The following is a 23,636-nucleotide window of genomic DNA, read 5'->3' on the forward strand; positions in this document are numbered from 1 at the left end:
AACATTCGCGCCGTTTTTTTTTAGTTGGGCAGGTCGGTCATGACGACTCCGGTCATAGCAGGCTGATGCGGTCGAGCTCGCGCTTGAGGGCATCGCGGTCGAGCTCGGCGAAGGGCAGGGCGAGGAAGGCCCGGCAGCGGGTTTCGATCCGGGCGAGGGTGGCGTGGAACGCTGCGTTGACAGTGGTCTCATCGCCACGCACTTCCGACGGATCCTCCAGCCCCCAATGGGCCTTCAAGGCGGGCCCGAAATAGACGGGGCAGGCTTCACCGGCGGCCTTGTCGCACACGGTGATGACGATGTCCGGCGGGTTGTCTTCGAAAGCGTCGTTGCCCTTGCTGCTCAACCCGACGGTGGAAATACCGGCCTCCTGCAACGTGGTCAGGCTGCGTGGCAACACCTGGCCCTTGGGGAAACTGCCGGCGCTGACCGCCTCGAAACCTTGCAGCGCCAGGTGATTGAACATCGCTTCGGACAGAATGCTGCGACAACTGTTGGCGGTGCACATGAATAGAACGCGCATGATCGGTCCTCAGCAGGCGGATGTATTGAGCGGGCGGTCGCACGAAGCGGCGAGTCGCGCACTGTTTGCATATGTATAGGGCAAGCGCTTGAATCGATGACACCAGGCGCGTCGAAAGAAGGCGTTGGGCGATTCAGCGCTTGCTGAACGCCAACCGCGCCGCAAACAGCACGAAAATCATGCCGGTGGTGCGATCCATCCAGCGAATCACTTTCTCCCGGCGCAGAAAACCCGACAACGGTTGCGTCGCGCCAATCAGCACCAGCGACCAGATCAATCCCAGCACCACATGAATGCTCACCAGACCGAACGTCCACGGCACCAGTGGCTGCCCTTGGGGAATGAACTGGGGCAGGAACGACACGTAGAAAATTCCCACCTTGGGATTGAGCACATTGCCCAGCATGCCCTTCAAGAACCAGTTGCTCCCCGGTTTGCCGTTGGATTCGGCAGGCGCCAGCGAGCGGCGAGGGCGCAGCAGCATGTTCAAGCCGAGCCACGCCAGATACCCCGCGCCGCAGTACTTCAACAGGTTGTAGGCCAGCTCCGAAACGGCAATCAACGCCCCCAGCCCGAACGCCACCGCCGCGCCCCACAACAGGCAACCGGCATTGATGCCCAGCGCAGCACGCAAGGCCTGTTGCCTGCCTTCGACGGTGGCGGTGCGCAGGATCAGCGCGGTGTCGAGGCCGGGTGTCAGGGTCAGCAGCGTGGCGGCGAAGGTGAAGGCGAGAAGGTTGTCGGCGATGGACATGGCAAGTGTGTTCCCTGTGCTGGATGGGGGAACGGTAGCGGTTTCAGGCAGGAGGATCCAGCAGGGAGATCAGGCGCGGTTCGATGCCGTCAGGACTTATCTCAAGGATCGCCAGCGTGACCGGCAGCTTGAAACGGCGAGGGCCGGCGCTGCCGGGATTGACGTAGAGCCGGTCGCCGCGCCATTCGATAAGCGGCTTATGGGAATGGCCGGTAATGATGAGTCTGATCTGCGGGTCGAGATCGGCCGGCACATCGGCGATGTCATGCACGAGCAGGGCTTGCCAGCCATTCAGGTCGAAGGTCAGGAGATCGGGAATATCGCCGGCCCACGGACTGTTCAGGTCGTTGTTGCCCCGAACGGCTTGCACAGGCGCGATGTCGGCCAGTCGGGCGAGAATGTCCGGGTTGCCGATATCGCCGGCGTGGATGATCCGGTCGCAGCCTTGCAACGCTGCGAGGGCTTCGGGGCGCAGGAGGTTGTGGGTGTCGGAGAGGATGCCGGCTTTCACAATTCGATCGCCCATGTCTGACTCACCAGATCCTTCCCGAAGCTGTGAATCGGCTCTTCCTCCACCAATTCGAACCCCGCCCGCTGATACAACTTGCGCGCATCCACCAGATTGCTGGTCGTCCACAAAATCATCTTTTTATACCCGACATCCCGGGCAAACCTCAGGCACTCCTCGACCAGTCGATTGCCGATCCCCAGCCCGCGCGCGCTGGCGTCCACAAACAGCATGCGCAGTTTTGCCGTGGTTTCGTCATGTCGGATGACGAATACCGAACCCACCACCTTGCCGTCCTTTTCCGCGATCCAGCAGCGTTCGTTTTTGGGATTGAACTCGCGCAGGTATTTGGCCACGACCTCGGCCACCAGCGCTTCGAACTCCGAGTTCCAGCCGTATTCGCGGGTATAGATCACGGTCTGCTGCTGCACCACCAGCCCCATGTCGCCGGGTTGCGGGTCCCGCAGCAGATAGGTCGTCGGTTTGCCTCCCTCCAGCAAGGTCTGGATCAGCCTCATGGACTCGATCAATTGCAGCTGCTGCGGCTCGGCCAGGCGTTCGAGCAGGGTGATGACTTCCTGTCGCGAGGCCTGTTCCAGCGGGGCGAGGATTTCGCGGCCCAGATCGGTAATGTGCAACAGGCTGGCGCGGGCGTCGGTGGCGGAAGGGACTTTCCGGATCAGGCCTTTTTTGTCGAAGCCGCTGATGATCCGGCTCATGTAACCGGCGTCGAGGCCCAGCATCTGCCGCAGGTCGGCGCTGGTCAGATCACCGCCGGAGGCCAGTTCGTAGAGGATACGCAGCTCGGTCAGCGAGTAGTCGCTCTGCAGGAGGTGCTCCTGCAGAACGCCGATCTGATGGGTGTAGAAACGGTTGAACTGACGGACGGTGTCGGCGCGTTCGATGAGAATGGGCATGGACATGGCGGATACTCGAATGGTTGCCTTGAGCAACTATATAGTTGCCGAAGGCAATCAAGTCAAATGAATTGTCCGGGATTCGCCAAGGCAAACTCCGCAGGGTCGAACCGTTCGCTGGTGTCCATTCGTATGTTCCTGAGGCTCACCGTTTCCAGGTGTGATGCGTAGAGCGTGTCAGAAAAATAAGTGATCAGCAGTGTGCGGCGGCGAGCACCGGTGGGGTTCAGGCTGCCGGCGTGGATCAGGTCGGCGTCGAAGGTCAGGATGTCGCCCGCGTTGCCGGTCAGTTGTACAGACCGGGACTCGTCGGCGAAGTCGACGGGCGGTGCGCCGGGCGCCGGGCGATGGCTGCCGGGGACAAGGCGGGTGGCGCCGTTTTCGGGCCCGTAGTCATCGAGGTAGACCAGTGCGATGGCCGTGTCGCCGGGACGCTGCGCCGACAGGTCGCGGTGCAGTTGCTGGTGGCCGCCGTTGGCGAGGGGTTCGCGGCCTTCCACCTGGGAGAGAAAGAAGCGCTCGCCAATCAACTCGCCCACCACGGCCAACAAGGGTGGCAACCGGCACACAGCCTGGACGGTCGGGTCGGTGTCCAGCAGCGAATGGCGCCAGTCGATGCCACGAGGTACGGGCCATTCGCTTGAGGGTTTTACGCCGGTGTCGAATGTGTGCCGAAGTCCGGTCAGCCATGCCGCCGGGATTGCCCGGCGGAGCAGGGCGTAGCCGTTCTCGTGAAGTTGTCTAGCGCAGGGCGTAGACCCAGGCATCCATTGCCGTCCCGTCATCCAGAGTCACCCTGGTCAAAACCCGCTGATACTCGGCGCCTTCAAACTCATCGAGCGCCGCCCAGTGCAGGTGGAAGTTGTCTGACGAGAAAATATAGCCTTCGATGACATCGCCATCCTCTGCGATCACCAGTCCGGGAAAGCCCATATCGGCGCCCCAGCCCGCGTTCGCCAGACGCCCCCTCAATGAAGCGGCCTGCCAGGTGCCGCCGATGTTCAGCATCACATGCTCATTCGGGCGGCCAGGGCCCAGGGTTCCATAAACGAAGAGACGTTCCACGATTGCTCCTGACGGTCAAAAGGGTGGGATCCTGACGTATCACGAATGCACAGGCAACACCGCCATCAGTAGGGAAGTGACCGGTTCAGAAAGCCGTCGATCAATGCCACCACCTGTTGCTGGATCACCGCACGCGAACGACCGCCGCCATCCCCGCAAATCATGCCGTCACCCGGTGATTAGAAAAATAGATCTGTCCCCAAATAAAAAAAGCCCGGCGGATAAGGCCGGGCTTTCGTCCAATGCTGCGGTAAAACCCTGCATTCAGGCGTTACGACTTTCGATCAGACGGTCGGAACCACCTTCGGCAACGGCATCGCTGAACAGAGGATCGGTTTCAGTGGCGGCAACGGCATCGCTGAACAGAGGATCGGTTTCAGTGGCGGCAACGGCATCGCTGAACAGTGGATCGGTCTGAGTCGCAGCAGCAACCGCGTCGCTGAACAATGGGTCGGTTTGAGTGGCTGCGGCAACCGCATCGCTGAACAGAGGGTCGGTTTCAGTCGCCGCAAAAGCATTCAGGGCGAAGAGCGAGAAGGCGATACCGATAAGGGTTTGGCGTTTCATGGTTCTGTACTCCGTGTGCAGTGGGTTGGTATGGAGCAGATCCTACGCTTCGGATTTGATATGAGAATTTCATTGAGTTAATGATCGTTATCGACGCAGTCAATGGTTGGCTTCGATCACCCGAAGTGCTCTGAACTGTTGCGCCAATCCGAGTGCCACACCACCGCTGTTCACCGTAGGCAGCAGATGAGTGAAGGGAATATCGATCATCCTTCCCTCACGCACGGCACGCAGGGTCGACAGCACCGGGTCCTGCATCAACAGCCGGCGTTTGCGGCTGGCCGGCGACCACTGCGCGTCGGCCATCAGGATCACGTCCGGGTCACTGGCGAGCAGTGTTTCGCGACTTACCGTGACCCGGTACTGGTTGATGTCGGCCAGCAGATTGCGCGCCCCGGCGGCGGCCAGCAGCGGGGTGACGAAGCCTCTTCGGCCTTCGCTGTCGAGGCCATTGATCTCGCTGTCCAGATAAAACACCGACAACGGTCTGTCCGAACCGGCCAGTGACCGGGCACGTTTCAGGTCTGCATCCAGCGCCTTGCTCAGCTGCCGGGCTTGCGGCTGCTTGTGAAGCAAGGCGCCGAGGGTCGAGAGGTCGTTGCGGATGTGTTCGAAATAGTCGAGCGAGTGTCCGTTGCACGCGGACTCCAAAAGATAGGAAGCCACGCCATTGCGTCCCAACCCGCTGCGCGACGTCACGCCATGGCCAAATGCCGAGGCGAACCCGCCGATCACCAGATCCGGATTCTGCGCGTACAGCACTTCGCTCGCCGGGTAGCGTGGCGCAATCACCGGCACGCCGAAATATTCGGACTGCGGCACACCGGTGTCGTCCAGATAGGCGACGCCCACCAGCGCCGGGCCCGCACCCAACGCCAGCAGCAGATCGGCCGCATGCTGATTGAGGGCGACGATCCGCGACGGTGGCGTGGCCGGTGCGTTCCAGGTCTCGCCACAATTGCGGTAGCTGTCGGCCAAAACGGGCAGCGCACAGAACAGAGCAGCCACAAAGCCGAGCATTCTCATGAGCGCGACCTGATCAGCAGATCCTCGACCACTTCACCGCCCACCAGATGCACCTCGACCAGTCGCTGCGCATCCGCGTGACTGCGCACGCCGTACCAGCAGGTCTCCGGATACACCGTCACGATCGGCCCCAGGTTGCACGGGAATTGACAGTGCGTACGGGTCAGCAAAACGCCGCCCGGTGTCTCGATGCGATCATGGGTCAGCAAGTGTCGGCGCAGGGTTTTCCATAGCTGCAAGGCGCCGCGCCGGGTGCAGCGCGGACCGGTGCAGAGGAACACATGGCGCGCATGCTCGGGCACGTGCGACCAGTCCGGATGCGTGTCGACGCCGTCGATGGTTTTGATCTCGGCCATCAGAAACGGTACGTGTAGCGGACTTCGGAGGTGAACGGGCGTCCAAGGTTGTCGACATTGCTCGAACGGCTGGTGACGTAGTCGCGGTCGAACAGGTTTTCCACCAGCAGGCTCACCCGGTGCTGATGAGCACCGTCGAGGTAGCGATAAGCATCGGCGTCCACCACCGAGTAATGGCCGTACTCGACCTGTTTCGAGCTGATCACATCGCGGATATAACGGATCGCGCCACCGGCGCCCCACATTCGGTCAACCGACTCGTAACCGATGCGCGAACGGGCGAAGAAGCTCGGCACATCGTTGAGTGTGACGCCAGCGCGGGACTCGGTGAGGTTGCGGGTCATGTCCGCTTGCAGGCTCCATTGCTCGTTGAGCGCGAGTTTCGCGTCCGCCTCGAAACCACGCATCTGGATCCGTCCCTGGCCGTTGACCCACTGGATGTCGTCGAGGGTGATCAGGTCATCGATCTTGCGTTTGAACAGGGTGACACTGGCGCTGAACTCACGGTCGATCAGCAGGCCTTTGTAGTCGACGCCAAGTTCGGCGTTGCGGCTTTTCTCCGGCTTCAGGTTGCGGTTGCCCAGTTCATCGCCCGGTTCGTTGACGAACAGTTGCTCGGCGTTCGGCAGTTTATAGGCGGTGCCGTACTGGCCGCGCAGGGCCCAGTTTTCGTTGAGGTCATACAGCGAAGTGAGCATGCCGACGGTGGCACTGTCGCCGCCGCTCATGGCTTCGTGGCGGATGCCGATGCTCGGGTGCCAGTCGGGCAGGGCATCGATCTTCGGGCGTAACTGGGTGTAGAAGGCGTGGGCTTCGGCCTTGTCGTTGTCGATGATCAGCACGTCGTCCTGACCCTTGAACCACTGGTTGTCCGTACCGAACACCAGCACATGTCCACCGGGCAGTTCGGCCTTGCCTTCGGCCTGCACGCCCCAGTCGGTGAAGCCCCAGTAGTCGTTATGGTTGATGGTTTTTAAACCGCCATCGGACGTGTTGTTGATGCGCGTGTAGCGGGTGTCCCAATCGTTGATGTGGCCTTTGACGAAGTAGCTCAGACGTTCGTTGACGTTCTGCTCGAAGGTCGCCGTGGCGATCTGCTGGATGCGGTCGTTGGTGGTCTTGTGGTTGTCCACCGGGCGGGCGAAGTCGAGGTTGGCGTCGGCGTACTGGTAGAACAGTTCCAGGCGCGTGTCGTCGCCAAAGGACTGAATCGCCTTTCCGCCGAACGTCGTGACTTCGTAGGCGCGGTTCTTTTCGCTGCTGTTTCTGATGTCGCGATTGCGAAACGGCTGGTAGCCGTCCGAAACGTTATGGCTGACGTAGGCCCGCAGGCCCAGGTCGCCGAAACCGTTGGTGAAGATGTTTTCGACCCGCGCATCCTCGGTGGTGCCGCCAAAGGTATCCACGCCCATGTTCACTTCGCCGGAGGCCTGTCGGCTCTGTGGGCTGCGGGTGACGATGTTGATCACGCCGGACACGGCTTGCGTGCCGAACAGCAGACTCTGTCCGCCCTTGAGCACTTCGATGCGTTCGATGGCGTTGGCCGGCAGGGTGTCCAGGTACAGGCCGCCGTACAGGCGATTGTTCAGGCGCACGCCGTCGAGCAGGATCAGCGTGTCGTCGTTGCGCCCGCCCAGCAGCGAATAGGTGCCGTAGTCGAACGGGCCGTTTTTCGGCGCGACGTACAGACCGGGAATGAACATCTGCATCACGCGGCTGACATCGGCACCGGGGCCGGCGCGTTCGATCTGCTCGCGGGTGACGATCTCGACCTTGCTGCCGAATTGCGCCATGTCGGCGACGGTGGTGGACTCCACGGAGGGCGCGGAAACGATTTGCTGAGCGAGTTGCAGCGGCGTGTCATCGGCCAGCAGCAGGGGGCTGAACAGGCAGCCGAGCAACAGGGATGGAGCCTTGGTGTTGAAAGGTTTGATCATTGTCTTCTCGAAAGGATCTTCGCAGAAGAGCATGCAGGAGAAGGCATCGCGCACGCGCCGACACCGGCCCATGCCCGCCCACCGCAGGAGTTTGCCAAAAGCATTTCAGGCCGGTCTCCGGGCTCGCGCGTCTGGAGGCTTTCACCTTCCCATGGCCGTCTGGCCACAGTGGTCTGTCGAAAGCATCACGCGCCTACCGTTGCGGGGGCAGCACCGGACTTGTTCGAAAGGAACGTACCGGTTTCCCGTTTCACCCCATGCACGGCGGCATGGGACACCTGAAACAGGGCGGCATCTGAACATCCGGATGACCGCTCGTCAACTTTCGGGTCAGGCCTCGGGCGTGTTCTGCTGCACAAACCGCTCGATCAGCCAGCGCGCCGCCGGACCCGGTGGCACATCGGTGCGGTAGATCGCGTCGAAGGTGTATTGCCCGCTGCGGTATTCCGGCAGGTCCAGTCTCACCAGCCGGCCGCTGTCCAGGTCTTCCTGGATCATTGGCCTCGGCATGTTGCCCCAGCCGATGCCTTCGCGCAGCAGCATGTGTTTGGCGCCCAGGTCTGCCAGACGCCAGGTGCGGCTGCTGAGGACGGCGAAATCCTTGTCCCTGGTCAGCTCTGAGCGATCCGACAGCACCAGCTGCGTGTGCTCGCGACCGGCACCGGGAACATTGGCTTCGGCGCATGCCAAAGGATGATTCGGTGCCGCCACCGGAATCAGTTCGACGCTGCCGATGCCGATTCTTTCGAGGCCGTTGATGCCATCGTTCATCGGCCCGCTGACGCCGACCACCGCGCCGCGGTTGATCACCAGCTCTGTCACGGCGCCGAGCGCTTCCATGTGCAGATGCAGGGCGACGGTGGGGAATGCCTCGCGAAAGGATTTCAGCGCATCCACCACGCGCTCGGCGGGCAACATCACGTCGAGCACCACATGCACTTCGGCCTCCAGCCCTTGCAGCAGGCCTTTGACCTTGGCGCGCAAACCGTGCACGCCGTTGGCGATGGTCCGGGCTTCGGCCAGCACGGTGCGGCCGGCGTCGGTGAGCTGCGGCTTGCGGGTGGTTTCCCGGTCGAAGAGGGTGACGCCCAGCTGCATTTCGAGATTGGCAATCGAGTAGCTGACGACCGACGTCGCCCGGTGAAGCTTGCGCGCTGCCCCCGCAAAACTGCCGACTTCGACAACGGTCAGGAATACGCGAAGCTGATCGAGTGTCGGAGTGCCCGGGTCGGAGATCATGCCGGTGTCCTTGAATGGTTGTGACTGGGTGAGCAGCTTACCTATTTTTTCGAACGTAACGATCTAAATTAGTCGGCTATTCAGATGAGCTGTCGAGGCGCAACATTTCTTCATCCGGACGGTTCAAGTCGAACCGGACCCCAATTGAAGGAAATACTCCCATGACTACTTCTGCAAACATCGCTCAGGCAAGTTCTGTAAATAACGCTTCCGACACCAGACAAGCCTCGGTTGCCTTGATCGGCCGCGTCCTGCTCAGTGTGATCTTCATCCTTTCCGGTTTCTCCAAACTGGCCGCTCCAGCCATGATGATCGGCTACATCAGCTCGGTCGGACTGCCTCTGCCACAAGTGGCGCTGGCACTGGCCGTCATCGTCGAGATCGGTGGTGGTCTGGCACTGATCGCCGGCTACCGCACCCGCACCGTCGCCGCTGTGCTGGCCGCATTCAGCGTGTTCACCGCACTGGCCTTCCACAATGCGCTGGGTGATCAGAACCAGTTCATCCACTTCTTCAAGAACATCGCCATGGCCGGCGGCCTGCTGCAAGTCGTGGCCTTCGGTGCCGGTCGCTTCAGCCTCGACGCTCGCCGCCGCTGAAAGAAGAGTGCCGCGAGGGACGGGAGTCCCTTGCGGCGTTTTGTTGTTTGCGAGTTACGCTGAGTACCCGCCTTGACTGGCTCTCAATATTCTGAGAGCAAGGCTTTGCAGCTGTCATTGATGGTGGGTTTTGGTGGAGGTTTTGGACAGGTGGAACGCAGCCCGTCAATGTGTTCCATCAAGCCCTCAGGAATGCTTTGCCACATCGGATCAAGTATGAAATCAACACCTTCACGGCGAGCCATCTTCGCCGCCGGCACAAAGTCTGCGTCACCAGCGATCAGGATGATCTGGTCGACCTGTTGCTTGAACGAAAGGCAAGCGACATCGACGCCAATTCTCATGTCTACGCCTTTTTGTCGAGTCTCTATGCTGACATCGGTTTCGGTCAGATCTGAAATTTGAATTTTGCCTTTGAGCAGTTCGGCGATTTTGGCGGGTTTGATCGTCCATTTCACATCCTTCGACAAATGCCCCAGCCGCAATGCCAGTTTGCGTTTGCTACGCAATCGAATGTGCAGTTCTCTACGAAAAAGCGCTTCTCGGGACTTTGAGAGGTCCACGAGCTTCCTGGTTATGGGGTTATGTTGCTTGGTGTCCAGAGGAGGGCAGTCGTAGAAGAAAATTCTGTAAAGTTCTCTTCTAAAGGGCTGTCGCAGCCCTGCATGCTGTCCATTCGGACGAGTGAGCATTCTGGGAGTCAGGTGAGCGGTTGCCCATCGGTGTACCAGATCGGCAGCACGCTCGGCATTAAATGCATTGTGGGGCTCAATCTTTCGAAATCTTTTGATGAAGTAGGCACCGTCAACCAGAACTGCGCTGGGCATACGTTCTTCCTGAGAACAAAAACGCCCAAGGGTTTGGCACGTCCTGGATGGTTAGGACGGCTTACTGCCTTGGGCGGGATGGGGGCAGATTAGTGAGAGATGGCAGTGTCGTCAATCGCGTCTTCTTCGTTTTGATCAAGGGCTAGCCATCAATCTTGAATGTGCTCTAGATGTTGTCGATGAGCAGTGAGGGAGAAAGATAAAACCTGAGGATCTGGCCCACAAGCCAGCGCTTTCTGACGTATTTGTAGGTTTTTGCGCAGGGGGCTGTAGTTTGACGACGGAGCATCGACAGCCTTACCTGGCGTCGAGAGAAGCCACATAGGCGCAAAACATGTCCGCCATCGCCTCGGCGCGTGCCATGATGGCTTCGTCGGTGCGCGGGGTGAGTGAGAAGTCCTTTCCTACCGAACTGAGCGTAGCCAGGATCAGGCCACAGGCCTGAGCACGGCTCGGCTCGCTGGCCTCGGGCAACAATTCAACCATGAATGCCTCAAAGGTGCGCTTGCCCGTCGCCCGCACTTCGTGGGCCTCTGGCGCATCGCGATACAGCGGCGCCGCGTCGCTCAAGGCACCGCGCATCTGCGCTTCCTCACACTCCGAACGGATGAACGCATGCACCAGTGTGCGCAGGCGTTCCAGGGGCGGCGCATCCTGATTCTGCAGAATCCGTTGCAGCATCTGCGTAGTCTGCAACCACTCATCACTCTGCAACCGAAACAGAATCGCTGCCTTGTTCGGGAAATACTGATACAGCGACCCGACACTTACCCCGGCCTTCTCCGCGACCCGCGCCGTGGTGAAGCGGGCCGCGCCTTCCTTGGCCAAAACCTGAACAGCCGCTTGAAGAATCGCCGCCACCAGCTCGGCGGAGCGAGCCTGCTGCGGCTGTTTGCGTGAGGAAATACGGGCGGTCTGGCGGTCGGTCATGGGCGGCTCGGGCGTCGGGCGGGAATGCGAATAGCGAACAGGGCCATTCGCTCGCATCATTGAATGCGACGAAACATTCGCATATTAGCCCTCAACCGACGGAAAACCACCATGACGACTTTGACCGCCGAGCCTCTGGCCACCCTGATCGAACGCCTCTACACCCAGGCCAGCGCCGCCACCAGCCCGGTTCTGAATGACGTGTCCAACGAAGAACGCGAGCGCCTGATGCACAGCAAAACCGAATACCGCGAACTCTATGGAATGCTCAAAGACCTGTGGCTGCCCGTCTCCCGTGACACCGGCAAACTCCTGTACATGCTCGCCCGCAGCGTCAAGGCCAAAGCCATCGTCGAGTTCGGCACCTCGTTCGGCCTGTCGACCCTGCACCTGGCGGCGGCCTTGCGGGACAACGGCGGCGGAGTGCTGATCGGCAGCGAATTCGAACCATCGAAAGTCGAACTGGCGCGGCATCACTTCGTAGAGGGCGGAGTCAGTGACCTGATCGAAATTCGCGAAGGCGATGCGCTGGTGACCCTGGCGAGCGGCCTGCCGGACACCGTCGATCTGCTTCTGCTCGATGGCGCCAAGGCGTTGTATGGCGAGGTGTTGAAACAAGTGGAAAACCACCTGCGCCCGGGTGCGCTGGTGATCGCCGACAACACCGACTACTGCCCGGAATACCTGGCTCACGTGCGCTCGCCCAAGAACGGCTACCTGAGCGTGCCGTTTGCCGATGACATCGAAGTGTCGATGCGCCTGGGCTGACAACGATCGTGGCGAAGGTGTGCCCGGATCCAGACGCACACCTTCGAGGTCTTTTTCGGTTCGGTCTTCCGTGTGTGCGACAGGATTGGTCTATCGTTTGAAGTGTCCTCACAGGGTCGCGATCAAGGAGTTGATCATGAATCGTCAGGAAGACCTCAACATCATCTGGAAGCGCATATTCTGGCTGTTCATCGCCTTGCTGGCGCTGGCGATTGCCGTCACTTACAGCCTGCCTGATTACAAAGTGCCGTTTATCGTCTGTATCGCGGGGAATATCGGGGGCTATGTAGGGTTTCACAGGCGATTGTCAGCACTCACCGACCCGGAAATCGAAAACCTCTCCCGCTCGTGGTTCGCGTTGATACTGCCTTCGTTCATCGGCGGGATTCTGGCGGGGCTCCTGTATTTGTTGTTTCTTTCCGGCGTTATTCGAGGCGATCTGTTTCCGGTGATCACTCCGGATAAAGATCCTCAGTGTCTGAAGCAGATCTTCAACGATATTTTTTGCCAACACGCGGAAGGGTATGCGGCCTACGCCAAGTTGCTGTTCTGGTCATTCGTGGCGGGCTTCAATCAGGACTACGTGGTTGACCTGATTGAAAACATAAAGGGCAGTGACAAAAACGCCGACGAACGCTAGAGGGTAGTGCTGCCCGGCTTAGTGCTGCTTTTTTGAAATGACATCGTTCATGTACTGATTCAAATCGCGAAAGTCGCTCACGCTCCAGGCGTGCGGCGGGATTTTCACGCCATTCTCGCGCAAGGTCTTCGGGATCAGGTCGCCGTTCGGGCGAAGGATGATCGAGGACACGATCACGCCCGGGTAGTCACTCAATCGTTTCTTGAAGGCGGGTGTTGTCAGGTCGGGAGTAGGGGGATTGCTTTTTTTGGCCAACGGGCCGGTTCCCTTGATATCGGGTCCGTGGCATACAGCGCATCTTTGAACGTAGAGGTTCTTGCCGTTGGTGTTATCGGCGCAGACGTGTGTTGTCTGAGTTGATAGAGCGACAGTCATCAAGACAATGAGAGATGTTTTCATTGTGGAATCAGCTTTCGTCCGTTTTGAATGCTGGAAAAACTCGCCGCCATACTATCCATATTCCTTGTTGCTGTCGTCATTGGGCATGGCGGGGTTTCAGGTACATGCCATTCGGTGAATACCGGCAACGCCTATACGTTTTCGGCAGATCAACGTGTCAGAAAATGCCTCGTAGTCGATGAGGGGATCGACTTGGACAGTCCTGGATCAACGCTTTGGCAGCGGCGTATTTCGCTGCATCTTTTTCGCGTCAACTGATCGCACGTTGACACCATCCAGCCATCTCCTATCGTTCTCCGCAGACCGCATCCAGGGACCGGATGAGCCGGACAGCCTTTGCGGGCGCGGTCGTCATGCCATTCCAACAAGGAGCAGGAACATGTCCAGTGCGACCAATACCTATGACGTACTCGTCAATATCGATGCCGATTACCTGATCGCCCATCCCAATGATGTCGGCGGTGCGATTTCCATGCTGGTGACGCGCGATGCCGTCGATCCGCGTGCCAGCGGCAACACCGGCGAAGGCGGCAACGAACTGTGGATCGATGTCAAAACCGGCGACAACATCCGCTGGCGCGCCACCACGCTGTCGCGCAACTTCGACCGCATTGCACAGATCAAGAACGTCCAGCCCGGCGACCCCCATCAGGGCGGTGACTACAAAGGCACCATGTCGGTACCGGTCTCTTTCAACGTGCCCGGTGTGGTGATCTACCTGAACAAGGGGGCGCCCGGCGGTATTTCCAAAACCGACGTGACGTACTCCCTGTGGCAGGCCACTGCTCTGAATCCAGGCAAACTCTGGTACACCATCACGTTTGCGCTGTACGACCGTGACCTGAACCAGATTGGCACAGACCACACCTGGGACCCGTACATCACCGTCAATAACCAGTAACTGAACGGCAAAAAGCCCGGCCCGATACTCTTCGTCAGTGAAGAGGGTCTGGCCGGGATTTTTATTGACTTTCATCCATCTCGTTCAGGGAGTGTTGGGGCGCGTAATGCTTGAATAGTGCCCTTCGTGGGCTAGGCTCAAATTCAACTTTCCGGTAAACGGGCGATCATTCCCGGTGCAATCGGACTTAATGGATTTCAGCCAAAAAGAACAACTTCATTAAAGGGTTACCGATGGATCGATTTGATGCCCCGCTTGTTGTAACGCGCACTTGGCGGGAAGGCATGTTGAAAGGATTGATTGCCAGAAATCCGTGCCTGAGCATTTTCTTCATGACACTGGCCGTGTTCATGGTGTTGCAGTACAAACCCGCTGTCCTCAACTACACCACACGCTTTGTCGACTTCGCCGAATACATGTTGCTGCACGGCGTCACGCTGTTCCCGATTGCCGACGATCTCAAACCCTATCCCGACTACACCGTCCTAAACACCTTGCTGGTGTATCTGGCGTCTCTGCCGTTTGGCCAGGTGTCCATTCTGTCCATGGGTTTTCCGTCCTGCGTGGCGGCGTCCCTGATGCTGGTGTTCATTTATCGGCTGGGGGCGCTGCACAGCAAGCGGTGGGGCGCCTACGGCGTGCTGTTCAGCCTGTTGACCTGGGCCTTTCTCGACGGCGTGAACTCGCTGGCGCTGGATATCTACCCGGCGCTGTTTACGGTGATGTGCTTCTACGTGGCGTATTCCGCCGAAATGAAAAAAGACCCGCGTCGCCTGGCGTTTCTGTACGTCGGGTTGGCGCTGGGCTTTGCGTTTCGCGGGCCGATCGGTTTGATCGGGCCGGCCTGTGTCATCGGGGCTTATTACTTCCTCAGCCGCCAATGGCGCCTGTTGCTGGTGTTTTCATTCTTATCGGGTGTGATTCTGGCCGCCGGAGTGGCGTTGCTGGCCTGGGCGGCCTACCTGCAAGGCGGGCAAGCCTTCCTCGATGACGTGCTGAACATGCAGGGCATCGGGCGCTTCGGCTCCGACCACGCGCCGCGCTATTACTTCTACTTCTCCGCCGGCCTGTTCACCTACGGCTTCACGGTGTTTTACGCCATCAACGTGATCCTGAAGAAGTACAAACTGTTCTTCAGTTCGAGCCGCGACAAAGACATCGACCTGCTGCTGTACCTCACCGGTTGGCTGTTGGTGTTGCTGGTGCTGTTCACCATTCCCAGCTCCAAGAAAGCGCGCTACATCCTGGCAATCACTCCGGCCATTTCCCTGCTGGCTGCGTACCTGTTCGTCAGTAAAGAAACCGCCTTCGTGCGCGCCAAAAACGGCTTGCTGAAGTTCTGCCTGAAGTTACCGCTGCTGGGGTTGGGGATGCTGGCGTCGGTGTGCGTCTACAACCTCTTTGCCGAAGTCCCGCTACAGCCCAACTATTTGGGTGCCGGCCTGGGGTTGATTGCACTTTTGAGCTTCTACCACGCCAAGCGTGAGTACTTCGCCGAGCATCCTTATCGCGAGTTCGTGACGTTGTCGTTCGGGGTCGGGGCGTTTTTGATTCTGGATATGTTTTTCTTCAACCCGATCACCTATCACCTGGAACTGATGATCGAGCCTACGCCGAAGTTTTTGCCGTACTGGTTTTGGTGAATGGCTGTAGAGGCAGCCAATTTCTTGCAATAAAATTGTACATTTTCGTGTTCTTGTACAAGAATTCAGGCTCTCGCTGGTTGAAAGCCGTTCAGTGGATCAACGCTACGCAGTCAGCCTGAACGCCCCCATCAACCGGAACCTGATTGATGAACACGACTCGCCGATTGTGCCTCGTCCTGGGCGACCAGTTATCGTTCGATCTCGCCTCTCTGCAGGCGCTGGATCAACAGAGCGATACGGTGCTGCTGGTCGAGGTGATGGAGGAGGCCAGCCATGTTCCTCATCATCCGCAAAAGATCGCACTCATATTCAGCGCCATGCGCCACTTCGCCGAAGCCTTGCGGCAGAGGGGCGTCAAGGTGCAGTACGTAGCGCTCGATGACCCGGAAAATACCGGGTCCGTGCCAAGCGAATTGCAGCGCTGGCACTCACGTCTGAAACCGGATGAGCTGCACATGACAGAGTGCGGTGACTGGCGGCTGGAGCATTCGCTCAGGGACTGTGGCCTGGCGATCAACTGGCATTGCGACAGTCGCTTTCTTTGCTCGCGTGCCGAGTTCGCTCAATGGGCGCAGGGCAAAAAACAGCTGCGCATGGAGTTCTTTTATCGAGAGATGCGCCGCAAGAGCAGGTTGTTGCTCAATGGCGACGGCAGCCCGGTCGGAGGCGCCTGGAACTTTGATGAGCAAAACCGCAAAGCCCTGCCCAAAGGCGTCAGACCGCCTTCGCCAGCCCGTTTTACGCCAGATGCAATCACCCGTGAGGTGCTTGCGTTAGTGGCCGACAACTTTTCCGGCCACTACGGCGCCCTCGACACGTTCGACTATCCGGTCACCCACGCCGAAGCTCAGGCCTTGTGGGATTACTTTCTAGATTGGGGGCTGGCAGCCTTCGGTGACTATCAAGACGCCATGGCCAGCGATGAGCCGTTTCTGTTTCATGCGCGTATCAGCGCGGCACTGAATATCGGCTTGCTGGATCTTCGCAAGCTTTGCAGCGATGTGGAATCTGCCTATTGGTCCGGCAGCATTGCACTCAACGCCGCCGAAGGCTTCATTCGGCAACTGATCGGCTGGCGGGAGTATGTCCGGGGCGTCTACTGGTTGAAGATGCCGGACTATGCCCATGGCAATGCCTTTGGCAATACGCGGTCGCTTCCGGAGTTCTACTGGACCGGTCAAACCCAGATGAATTGCATGCGCCAGGCCATCAACCAGAGCCTGGAACATGCCTACGCGCACCACATCCAACGATTGATGGTGACGGGCAACTTCGCACTGCTCGCCGGCATCGCGCCGAAGGACATCTGTGAGTGGTATCTGGCTATCTACATGGACGCCTTCGACTGGGTGGAACTGCCCAATACGCTCGGCATGGTCATGCACGCCGGTGGCGGTTATCTCGGTTCCAAACCCTATTGTGCGAGCGGCCAGTACATCAAGCGCATGTCCGACTATTGCCGTGGCTGCGTGTACAAGGTCAGTGAAAGCACCACAGATGACGCTTGCCCCTTCAATTCGCTTTACTGGCATTTTCTGATGCGTCACGGCGACCGCCTGCGCGGCAATCAACGCATGAGCATCATCTACAAAAACCTCGACCGCATGCCTGAGCCCAGACAACAGGCGCTTTGGCAGCGCGGCGAATGGTTGCTCAACCAATTGGACGAGGGTGAGCCGCTGTGAAAAAAAGTGAGCTGCCCGTCAAAACCTGCGCGACCTGCGGCCTTCCCTTCACATGGAGGAAGAAATGGGCTCGCTGCTGGGAGGACGTGCGCTATTGCTCCGAGCGTTGCCGACGTAGTAAATCCAGTGTGGATGGCGGTGCGGGATTGCCGCAGAAACTCAATGGCTAAACAGCCACATGGACGGTGCCTCCGGAATGACCAACCAACCCTCTGCGCAAGCCTCCCGCGCCGAGTATGCGCGGCGGATCAATCGTGTACTGAACTACATCGACGCGCACATTGATGAACCTTTGGACGGCGCGCATCTGGCCGACATCGCCAATTTCTCGCGTTTTCACTTTCATCGCATTTTCGCCGCGTGGATGGGAGAAACGCTGGGCAGTTATGCGCAGCGTCGACGGCTTGAGAAGGCAGCGTTGCGGCTGTCCTGTGGCAGCCGGGAAACCGTGCTTGAAATCGCGTTGGCCACTGGCTTTCAGTCGGGCGAGGCGTTTGCGCGGGCCTTCAAACTCAAGTTCGGCTGCACGCCCTCGGCCTGGCGCGCCACGACGCCTCAGCGGCTGAAGGCTCAGGCGGCACTGATCAGGCAGCCAGCGGGCAGCCACGAGAGCAATCCTGATCAGGTCTTCGGCAATCGCCATCAGGCGGCCGAGTGGCCGTTCGCCGAAGCTGACGGCTCTAATCGGCTATCGGAAGGCATTGCCATGGAAGTACGCATTATTGAATTGCCCAAAGCACGCGTCGCGTATCAACGTTTGATCGGGCCTTACGGGCCGGCCATCGGCGAATTCTGGCGCAGCACCATCACGCCGTGGATGTATTCCCATGGCCTCGGTGACCGGACCTGTTACGGCATCGGTCATGACGACCCCTCGATCACGCCACCCGACAAATGCCGCTATGACGCTTGCGTCGAAGTGCCGGCGGATTTCGTCGCCAGCGGCCAGGTGGATACGCAAGCGCTGCCGGGTGGGCGGTATGCCGTCGCCAGTTTCAAAGGGAAAGCCGAAGGCATGACCAACGCGTGGACATGGCTGATCCGCGAATGGATGCCGTCCAGCGGCCTGCAATGCGACGACCGCCCATTCTTCGAGCGGTTTACGGCGTCCACCGTTTTCGATCCGCGCACCGGTGAAATGAGCTGTGACATCTGCATTCCGGTGCGGGCGCTGTAGGGCAGGGGGCGGGTCATTGACCGTGAAGGAAAAGCACCTGGCGCGATGCCAGGTGCTCAGGGCTGTTTTTAGCGACAGCCGCTTACGCCACTTCGACGTGATCCAGCGCCTGATTCACCGCCAACCCGGCCACCATAACCACCTGCGCAATCCCCAACGCCGTCTTACGGTGTGAGGGATCGAGCGAGGACGCAAAGTTGTTCAACATCTCGTTGGCCGAACCCAGGCTTTCGCTGGCATTGGCCAACAGGGCTTCGGTGTTGTACTTGGGATTGGCCCGGAACATCGGCTCGGGATCGATGCAGCACGACATCACCCGGGAGGACGGGGAGAGGTAATGGTCCAGCGCACGCTCGGCGGCGTCGTGGAATTTCTTCGAATCGGGAAATTCGTAAGGGGAGGTCGGGTCGGTTTCGGGTGGATTGGGTGTTGGTTTGATCATGGTGTATCTCCTGAAAAGTTATCTAGGAGCCATCACCCTTCGCTACCAAACGTAGGGTGGCGGCCATACACAGGTTGGTAGACCGGTCCAGGAACCCGGCGCCTCCGAAGAAGCCCTGCGCACGGCCACCATAAAAATGCAGAGACGAGAACGATCCCTGCAAAGAGGTGGCGCTATGCGCCTGGAAATTCCGGGCTACCAAACCCGATCACTGTTTTTCAGTGACCCCGAAACGATAAAACCCGCATGCCAGACGCACAAGCCGGCGGATTCTGGCGCAGTCGTAGGCAATGACGCAAGGCGTTGTAGCCTTGGGGAAGTTACGAGTGGTGACTTTAAACGTGGCCGTGTAAATCGCTGATTATTGATCGGAGGGCCGTGAGTCAGCCCTCCGATCAAGGTGGGGTTCAAGACCAAGTTGGGCATTGCGAACGTCCGCTATCGGCCAGAAGCGGACGCTCACACACTCCGCTCACGTCCCAATGTCAATGTACTGGATCACCTGATCGTGCTCGACGTTAGACCGCCGCCGACAATGAGGTGAGATCCAGCGAGAAATCTAGGCATGCGAAGTCTCCAGAAGATGTGCTTTAGGGGAAGCAGCAGAGAGTTCGTCCCATTCAGCGATGGCGGTGCGCTATCATCGGTAAAACACGTACCTCAGTGACACTGGGTATTAAGTGAAGACTATTTGGCGGTTCCCCCGAACAGCCTTTCAGCGGCATAGGAGACAGGGATGTTCCGTCGTATAGCTCAGGCGCTTACTTCGAAGTGCGAGTGCGTCATCTCGCGAGTGAATCATGCGATGGGACAGTACAAACGCTACAGAAAAGCTGTTGAAAAAGCCGTAGCCGCCGCGCGCGAATACCTTGCTGTGCCCGGTGGTAAAAATGTCTTCGAGCCGCTAACGCCTGTACTTTTGGAGACGGATCGATCACAGCGTTACGAGAATGAGCTGCTGAGCGCGCTTAGCAACGATCAGATTCGCAATATCGCGATTACTGGTGAGTACGGCGCCGGCAAAAGTAGCGTCATACGTACGTTTGTCGAACGTCACCCTGAGCTTACCTATGCATTTGTATCGCTGGCCGCGTTCGGCAAAGATCTAAACAAAGGCGGGGCAGGAAAGTCGGCCTCAACTGATGCTCCTGTCGCTCCCGCTGATTCCAACTCAAACACCACCGACCTCAAAGGCGCTGAAAAAAAAACCGAGTCGGATATTTTGACGCGTATCGAGGAAACTATCGTTCAGCAACTGCTGTACGCGGTACCGTCAGATGAACTGCCGAAGAGCAGATTGAAGCGAATCATCCAGGCATCTACGTCGAGCCTATGGGTGCGTACCATTTTCTACGTGCTGATAATCGTAAGCGTACTGAGGCTTTACGTCCCGACAGTCGAGAAAATGCCAAAAATTGACCCAGCGTGGTTGGTCGAATGGCTTCTATGGATCCCTGGGTGGATGGCCGTTGTGGTGCTCGGGGGCGGTAGCATCTACATGTTGTTCTCGGCTCTGAAGCTCTTGTCCCTGCTCAGCATTGACGGCTTCACGATCAAGGGCGGAAAACTGGAAACGACACACCACGGCTCAGTGTTGCACAAGAATGTTGACGAAATCGTCTACTGCTTTGAACGCAGTAAAATCGATATCGTGGTCATCGAGGATCTCGACAGATTCGGAATTCATGACGTTTTCACGCGCCTGCGGGAAATCAATTTCATCATCAAGCAGTCCCCGCAGATCAAAAGACCGGTTTACTTCATCTATGCGCTTCGTGATGAGCTGTTCGCCGTCGGTGAGAAAACGAAATTTTTTGACCTGATCATCCCGATAATCCCCGTGGTCAACTCAGAGAACTCTCGCGAGCAAATGTTCAAAATGCTTCGTGAGCGACAGTTCAATGGGGTCGCGTTGGACGTTGGGCTTAATGAGACGTTGGTCGAAACCGTTTGTTATTTCATCGATGACATGCGGTTGATCAAGAATATCGTCAACGAATTCGATATGTTCTCCAGCATTCTCAGCGGCGGCTCCGGTCTAAAGCTTGATCCGAACAAGCTGTTTTCAATCATCGCGATTCGCAATCTGCATCCTGATGAATACGCACACTTGGTCAAACGACGTGGCGCCATTTACGAGACCATCCAAGGATTCAGCGAGTGGCGATTCCAGCAGTCCAAACAGGCTGAAGATGCCTACCAGGCATTGCGGGAAAAGCGTGAAAAGCGGGTACAGGAAATCGCTGGAAGTGTGGCTGAGCTGCGGGCGTACGTATGGCTAGAACTTGTTAAAAAATCCGGCATTGCGGCAACCCATGTTTGGATGCCAAGTGGCAGTAAATTTTCGCTGACCGACTTTGTTAAGGATGATGTTTTTGAGTCGATTTTTTCTCAGAGTACTAGTTTAACGATGGGCATCATCGATAGGTACGGGGACCCAGACCAGAGGGCAGCACCTTTTGACTCAAAGCAGCTACTGACATCGACGTCATACCCAAAAAGGTTCGATTTGCTCCAACGAACCCTTGTTGATATCGATGATGAAATGGCCGAACACCGAATTGAGGCAAGCCGAATTAATCACCAAACCTTCCGGGCAGCAGCCAAAAAAAACTACGGCGATGTCATCTCTCAAAAGCTGAACGGCTTGGACATTGTCGTGTACCTGATGCGCCACGGACACTTCGATACCGATTACACGGATTACTTCGGCTACTTCTACGCAGGATCCCTCACATCCGAAGACAAAAACCTGATCCTGGAATTGAGACGTGGTGTTTCCGTTGATGTCGCGACTGTAATCAATGCCCCGAAAAAGGCCGTGGAAAAGCTTGATATAGATGATCTGAGCGATGGCAGGGGCATCATTGTCGCGCTGATTGAGTACCTTTCTGCCTGTCCATACAACGATCCTGGCATGAGCCATGAGCGCAGTAAGCTCGCGACGATTCTCAAGAGTGGGCTGGAAGGGCAAATGGGCAGAATGGCGCAAGCGACCGAATTATTGATATCAACCGCGACATCACCGAAGTTCATTCAATCTGTTTTTGCTCTGGAGCCTCGATTGTTCCGCGCGTTATTGAACGCTGAGCGATTCGAATCAACTTTACTGAGGCAAACCCTGATCAGTGCACTCATGGATGGGTTAGAGGTTGCACAGCTCCGAAGGCTTGATTCGGCGCCGGACATGAAAATCTGTGATGCCATTGCGAGTCTCCAAGACGTCTCGCGCTTGATGCCAGGACTTGAAGCGGGAGGTAAAGGCTGGCCTTGGCTTAGAGAACTGCCGGTGCGTTTCTCGGCGTTAGATGATGGCATCGTTCTGGACGACCTCAAGAAGCTGGTCGAATGGAGTTGTGTTGAGGTAAATCTGAACCTGCTCACGCTGATTTGCCAAAAAGGCGAATCCGCTCATGCAAGTAAAGCCGATCTCAGTGAAAACATCATTTCCTATCGTCGACTGCAGGCCCTCCAGATTGAGGGTCTGAATGAACTCCTCCTTGAATCTGCGGAGGAGTTTGCAATCACACTTTTAGCCCAAATTGGCACGCTGGATGAGTCGGCGGGCTCCCTCATAGAACTGTTATGGGCCATCGTGGAAGAGACTGACGAGCCCGATGTCGTGGTTCAACTGTTTGATCGAACGACATGCGCATTCGACCGGCTTGAAGACACGACCCCATCGTTGTGGGCGCAAATACTCCAGTCTGATCGGGTGAAAGAGAAGGTCGGCGCGGTGTGGACATTCTTCAAAGACATACTCGTACCCGCTTTGGACCATAATGGTTGCGAAACCTTGGATATGGATGCCTTCGCAAGCTTTATCCAGCGCCATGGAAAGGAGCTAAAAGGGGAACTCTGGGGCCTCCATACCTCCCTGCATCAAGAGCTGCAGAGGTATTTAATCGCCCCAACAGGGTTATCTAACGAAACGCTTGAAGTGCTGTTCGCAGATATCGTCTTGAGCGATACATTGATTCTCAAAGGGCTGGAATCGAGGGAGCGTTGGGAGATGCTCGCAACCGCCCCCTTTCTGGCGTACACCCCTGAGATCCGTGAGTGCATTAGGACTTTCAGTGCAGATCTGGAGGTTCATTATCTCGCGGCACATTGGGTTGAGGCACGCGACCATATTGATCTAACTCAACTGTCGCTCAGCATGGCGGTGCCACTCAGTAAAAGCGGTGCGCTTGATCTAAATGAAAAGATCCAAATGTGGACGGCGTTACCGAGTGAACTCTTCGACACCGACAGTGAGGCCGTCAAAGAGGTCGTTGAAACCTGCCGCCTCGCTAATCGACAATCGGTAAGCTTTCCTTCAGCTTTTATCCCTGCACTCAAAAAATTTGCAAGTGCGGAGGGGCTTACCTCAGCTCAGCGCTCTGAAGTTCTGATCCAATGCTTGCCATCGTGCACTTGGGCAGAGGCATCCCTAGTTCTTGGTATGTTGAGTGATGGCGGTTTCACAAAGCTTTCACCGAATATCAAAAAAATCCGGGTGCCTAATACCGTTCTCAACATGAGGCTGGTCAACGCTCTTAAAGCGAAAGGCTTCGTTCAGACCGTAGCGGAAGAAGACGCTGTCATCAGCGCCACCGCCAAGCCTAAAGGCATGATTTGACCTGCTGCTGGCTCACTGAATCGGCGCTGATTTTTTAGACTCCCTCGAGGGGCTGCTTCTGGCCGGAAGAAGCCGCTCTCAAACGGCCGCTTTTGGCAGAACGCAGTCG

Annotated in this window: 24 protein-coding genes and 1 riboswitch; of the genes, 9 read left to right on the plus strand and 15 right to left on the minus strand. The window is 57.8% G+C overall.

Annotation, left to right across the window (positions count from 1 at the left end):
• Positions 1-52: 52 nt before the first annotated feature.
• From BBF94_RS16335 to BBF94_RS16385, 11 genes are all read right to left on the minus strand, one after another.
• Positions 53-523 carry an arsenate reductase ArsC gene (locus BBF94_RS16335; protein WP_065260020.1) on the minus strand — a complete coding sequence of 157 codons (471 nt, stop codon included), beginning with the start codon at positions 521-523 and terminating at the stop codon, positions 53-55.
• Between the two features lie 133 nt (positions 524-656).
• Positions 657-1,277: a LysE family translocator gene (locus BBF94_RS16340; RefSeq protein ID WP_065260021.1), complete on the minus strand. Its 621-nt coding sequence runs from the start codon at positions 1,275-1,277 to the stop codon at positions 657-659.
• Positions 1,278-1,320: 43 nt separating this feature from the next.
• Positions 1,321-1,788 carry a metallophosphoesterase family protein gene (locus tag BBF94_RS16345; RefSeq protein WP_065260045.1) on the minus strand — a complete coding sequence of 156 codons (468 nt, stop codon included), beginning with the start codon at positions 1,786-1,788 and terminating at the stop codon, positions 1,321-1,323.
• A complete protein-coding gene (locus BBF94_RS16350; protein WP_065260022.1) occupies positions 1,785-2,708 on the minus strand; it encodes a bifunctional helix-turn-helix transcriptional regulator/GNAT family N-acetyltransferase in 924 nt (307 codons plus the stop codon). The genes BBF94_RS16345 and BBF94_RS16350 overlap by 4 nt, the downstream gene beginning before the upstream one ends.
• Positions 2,709-2,764: 56 nt before the next feature.
• Positions 2,765-3,469, minus strand: coding sequence for a phytanoyl-CoA dioxygenase family protein (locus BBF94_RS16355; RefSeq protein ID WP_065260023.1), 705 nt, complete (start codon positions 3,467-3,469; stop codon positions 2,765-2,767).
• A complete protein-coding gene (locus BBF94_RS16360) occupies positions 3,444-3,767 on the minus strand; it encodes a gamma-glutamylcyclotransferase family protein (protein WP_065260024.1) in 324 nt (107 codons plus the stop codon). Before BBF94_RS16360 ends, BBF94_RS16355 begins: the two co-directional genes overlap by 26 nt.
• Positions 3,768-4,031: 264 nt before the next feature.
• Positions 4,032-4,334 (minus strand): hypothetical protein, encoded by a 303-nt coding sequence (locus BBF94_RS16365; protein WP_065260025.1) that lies wholly within the window; start codon positions 4,332-4,334, stop codon positions 4,032-4,034.
• A gap of 99 nt (positions 4,335-4,433) precedes the next feature.
• Positions 4,434-5,360 (minus strand): ABC transporter substrate-binding protein, encoded by a 927-nt coding sequence (locus tag BBF94_RS16370; RefSeq protein ID WP_065260026.1) that lies wholly within the window; start codon positions 5,358-5,360, stop codon positions 4,434-4,436.
• The gene (locus BBF94_RS16375; protein ID WP_065260027.1) at positions 5,357-5,716 is read right to left on the minus strand and encodes a (2Fe-2S) ferredoxin domain-containing protein; all 360 of its coding nucleotides are present in this window, start codon (positions 5,714-5,716) and stop codon (positions 5,357-5,359) included. Before BBF94_RS16375 ends, BBF94_RS16370 begins: the two co-directional genes overlap by 4 nt.
• Positions 5,716-7,653 (minus strand): TonB-dependent receptor plug domain-containing protein, encoded by a 1,938-nt coding sequence (locus BBF94_RS16380; RefSeq protein ID WP_065260046.1) that lies wholly within the window; start codon positions 7,651-7,653, stop codon positions 5,716-5,718. Before BBF94_RS16380 ends, BBF94_RS16375 begins: the two co-directional genes overlap by 1 nt.
• A 91-nt stretch (positions 7,654-7,744) precedes the next feature.
• A riboswitch (cobalamin riboswitch) is annotated at positions 7,745-7,950 on the minus strand.
• Between the two features lie 33 nt (positions 7,951-7,983).
• Complete coding sequence (locus BBF94_RS16385; RefSeq protein ID WP_065260028.1) at positions 7,984-8,892, minus strand: LysR family transcriptional regulator; 909 nt, start codon at positions 8,890-8,892, stop codon at positions 7,984-7,986.
• Between the two features lie 161 nt (positions 8,893-9,053).
• Here BBF94_RS16385 and BBF94_RS16390 point away from each other — a divergent pair, with 161 nt between their 5' ends.
• The gene (locus tag BBF94_RS16390) at positions 9,054-9,491 is read left to right on the plus strand and encodes a DoxX family protein (protein ID WP_065260029.1); all 438 of its coding nucleotides are present in this window, start codon (positions 9,054-9,056) and stop codon (positions 9,489-9,491) included.
• 83 nt (positions 9,492-9,574) lie between these two features.
• On the opposite strand, the gene BBF94_RS16395 is transcribed toward BBF94_RS16390, so the two are convergent.
• Positions 9,575-10,318 (minus strand): NYN domain-containing protein, encoded by a 744-nt coding sequence (locus BBF94_RS16395; protein WP_065260030.1) that lies wholly within the window; start codon positions 10,316-10,318, stop codon positions 9,575-9,577.
• A 297-nt stretch (positions 10,319-10,615) separates the two neighbouring features.
• Positions 10,616-11,248, minus strand: a complete 633-nt coding sequence (locus BBF94_RS16400; RefSeq protein ID WP_065260031.1) for a TetR family transcriptional regulator — start codon at positions 11,246-11,248, stop codon at positions 10,616-10,618.
• Between the two features lie 111 nt (positions 11,249-11,359).
• Between BBF94_RS16400 and BBF94_RS16405 the strand changes: the two genes are divergently transcribed.
• The gene (locus BBF94_RS16405) at positions 11,360-12,016 is read left to right on the plus strand and encodes an O-methyltransferase (protein WP_065260032.1); all 657 of its coding nucleotides are present in this window, start codon (positions 11,360-11,362) and stop codon (positions 12,014-12,016) included.
• A 136-nt stretch (positions 12,017-12,152) separates the two neighbouring features.
• A complete protein-coding gene (locus tag BBF94_RS16410; RefSeq protein ID WP_065260033.1) occupies positions 12,153-12,656 on the plus strand; it encodes a hypothetical protein in 504 nt (167 codons plus the stop codon).
• Between the two features lie 18 nt (positions 12,657-12,674).
• Here the strand turns inward: BBF94_RS16410 and BBF94_RS16415 are convergent, their stop codons facing one another.
• Positions 12,675-13,055, minus strand: coding sequence for a c-type cytochrome (locus BBF94_RS16415; RefSeq protein ID WP_065260034.1), 381 nt, complete (start codon positions 13,053-13,055; stop codon positions 12,675-12,677).
• 379 nt (positions 13,056-13,434) lie between these two features.
• Between BBF94_RS16415 and BBF94_RS16420 the strand changes: the two genes are divergently transcribed.
• The 5 genes from BBF94_RS16420 (at position 13,435) to BBF94_RS16435 (ending at position 18,464) form a co-directional block, all read left to right on the plus strand.
• The gene (locus BBF94_RS16420; RefSeq protein WP_065260035.1) at positions 13,435-13,956 is read left to right on the plus strand and encodes an AidA/PixA family protein; all 522 of its coding nucleotides are present in this window, start codon (positions 13,435-13,437) and stop codon (positions 13,954-13,956) included.
• Between the two features lie 332 nt (positions 13,957-14,288).
• Entirely contained in the window at positions 14,289-15,599 is a 1,311-nt protein-coding gene (locus BBF94_RS16425; RefSeq protein ID WP_065260047.1) for an ArnT family glycosyltransferase, read from the plus strand.
• A 149-nt stretch (positions 15,600-15,748) separates the two neighbouring features.
• Entirely contained in the window at positions 15,749-17,287 is a 1,539-nt protein-coding gene (locus BBF94_RS16430; RefSeq protein WP_065260036.1) for a cryptochrome/photolyase family protein, read from the plus strand.
• A complete protein-coding gene (locus tag BBF94_RS27230) occupies positions 17,284-17,457 on the plus strand; it encodes a DUF2256 domain-containing protein (protein WP_082302423.1) in 174 nt (57 codons plus the stop codon). Before BBF94_RS16430 ends, BBF94_RS27230 begins: the two co-directional genes overlap by 4 nt.
• 26 nt (positions 17,458-17,483) lie before the next feature.
• Positions 17,484-18,464, plus strand: coding sequence for an AraC family transcriptional regulator (locus BBF94_RS16435; RefSeq protein WP_065260037.1), 981 nt, complete (start codon positions 17,484-17,486; stop codon positions 18,462-18,464).
• A gap of 82 nt (positions 18,465-18,546) precedes the next feature.
• Here BBF94_RS16435 and BBF94_RS16440 read toward each other — a convergent pair whose 3' ends face one another.
• Complete coding sequence (locus BBF94_RS16440; RefSeq protein WP_065260038.1) at positions 18,547-18,906, minus strand: DUF6124 family protein; 360 nt, start codon at positions 18,904-18,906, stop codon at positions 18,547-18,549.
• A gap of 736 nt (positions 18,907-19,642) precedes the next feature.
• Between BBF94_RS16440 and BBF94_RS16445 the strand changes: the two genes are divergently transcribed.
• Positions 19,643-23,527, plus strand: coding sequence for a YobI family P-loop NTPase (locus BBF94_RS16445; protein ID WP_065260039.1), 3,885 nt, complete (start codon positions 19,643-19,645; stop codon positions 23,525-23,527).
• Positions 23,528-23,636 lie beyond the last annotated feature (109 nt).

Origin of the sequence: Pseudomonas bananamidigenes, from assembly GCF_001679645.1 — a bacterium.
Lineage (GTDB): Bacteria > Pseudomonadota > Gammaproteobacteria > Pseudomonadales > Pseudomonadaceae > Aquipseudomonas > Aquipseudomonas bananamidigenes.

What these genes read in the sequence shown, in the direction of transcription:
- BBF94_RS16335 (WP_065260020.1), bottom strand. Translation starts at nt 523, where the DNA reads ATGCGCGTTCTATTCATGTGCACCGCCAACAGTTGTCGCAGCATTCTG.
- BBF94_RS16340 (WP_065260021.1), bottom strand. Translation starts at nt 1,277, where the DNA reads ATGTCCATCGCCGACAACCTTCTCGCCTTCACCTTCGCCGCCACGCTG.
- BBF94_RS16350 (WP_065260022.1), bottom strand. Translation starts at nt 2,708, where the DNA reads ATGTCCATGCCCATTCTCATCGAACGCGCCGACACCGTCCGTCAGTTC.
- BBF94_RS16355 (WP_065260023.1), bottom strand. Translation starts at nt 3,469, where the DNA reads ATGCCTGGGTCTACGCCCTGCGCTAGACAACTTCACGAGAACGGCTAC.
- BBF94_RS16365 (WP_065260025.1), bottom strand. Translation starts at nt 4,334, where the DNA reads ATGAAACGCCAAACCCTTATCGGTATCGCCTTCTCGCTCTTCGCCCTG.
- BBF94_RS16370 (WP_065260026.1), bottom strand. Translation starts at nt 5,360, where the DNA reads ATGAGAATGCTCGGCTTTGTGGCTGCTCTGTTCTGTGCGCTGCCCGTT.
- BBF94_RS16375 (WP_065260027.1), bottom strand. Translation starts at nt 5,716, where the DNA reads ATGGCCGAGATCAAAACCATCGACGGCGTCGACACGCATCCGGACTGG.
- BBF94_RS16380 (WP_065260046.1), bottom strand. Translation starts at nt 7,653, where the DNA reads ATGATCAAACCTTTCAACACCAAGGCTCCATCCCTGTTGCTCGGCTGC.
- BBF94_RS16385 (WP_065260028.1), bottom strand. Translation starts at nt 8,892, where the DNA reads ATGATCTCCGACCCGGGCACTCCGACACTCGATCAGCTTCGCGTATTC.
- BBF94_RS16390 (WP_065260029.1), top strand. Translation starts at nt 9,054, where the DNA reads ATGACTACTTCTGCAAACATCGCTCAGGCAAGTTCTGTAAATAACGCT.
- BBF94_RS16395 (WP_065260030.1), bottom strand. Translation starts at nt 10,318, where the DNA reads ATGCCCAGCGCAGTTCTGGTTGACGGTGCCTACTTCATCAAAAGATTT.
- BBF94_RS16400 (WP_065260031.1), bottom strand. Translation starts at nt 11,248, where the DNA reads ATGACCGACCGCCAGACCGCCCGTATTTCCTCACGCAAACAGCCGCAG.
- BBF94_RS16405 (WP_065260032.1), top strand. Translation starts at nt 11,360, where the DNA reads ATGACGACTTTGACCGCCGAGCCTCTGGCCACCCTGATCGAACGCCTC.
- BBF94_RS16410 (WP_065260033.1), top strand. Translation starts at nt 12,153, where the DNA reads ATGAATCGTCAGGAAGACCTCAACATCATCTGGAAGCGCATATTCTGG.
- BBF94_RS16415 (WP_065260034.1), bottom strand. Translation starts at nt 13,055, where the DNA reads ATGAAAACATCTCTCATTGTCTTGATGACTGTCGCTCTATCAACTCAG.
- BBF94_RS16420 (WP_065260035.1), top strand. Translation starts at nt 13,435, where the DNA reads ATGTCCAGTGCGACCAATACCTATGACGTACTCGTCAATATCGATGCC.
- BBF94_RS16425 (WP_065260047.1), top strand. Translation starts at nt 14,289, where the DNA reads ATGACACTGGCCGTGTTCATGGTGTTGCAGTACAAACCCGCTGTCCTC.
- BBF94_RS16430 (WP_065260036.1), top strand. Translation starts at nt 15,749, where the DNA reads ATGAACACGACTCGCCGATTGTGCCTCGTCCTGGGCGACCAGTTATCG.
- BBF94_RS16435 (WP_065260037.1), top strand. Translation starts at nt 17,484, where the DNA reads ATGACCAACCAACCCTCTGCGCAAGCCTCCCGCGCCGAGTATGCGCGG.
- BBF94_RS16440 (WP_065260038.1), bottom strand. Translation starts at nt 18,906, where the DNA reads ATGATCAAACCAACACCCAATCCACCCGAAACCGACCCGACCTCCCCT.
- BBF94_RS16445 (WP_065260039.1), top strand. Translation starts at nt 19,643, where the DNA reads ATGTTCCGTCGTATAGCTCAGGCGCTTACTTCGAAGTGCGAGTGCGTC.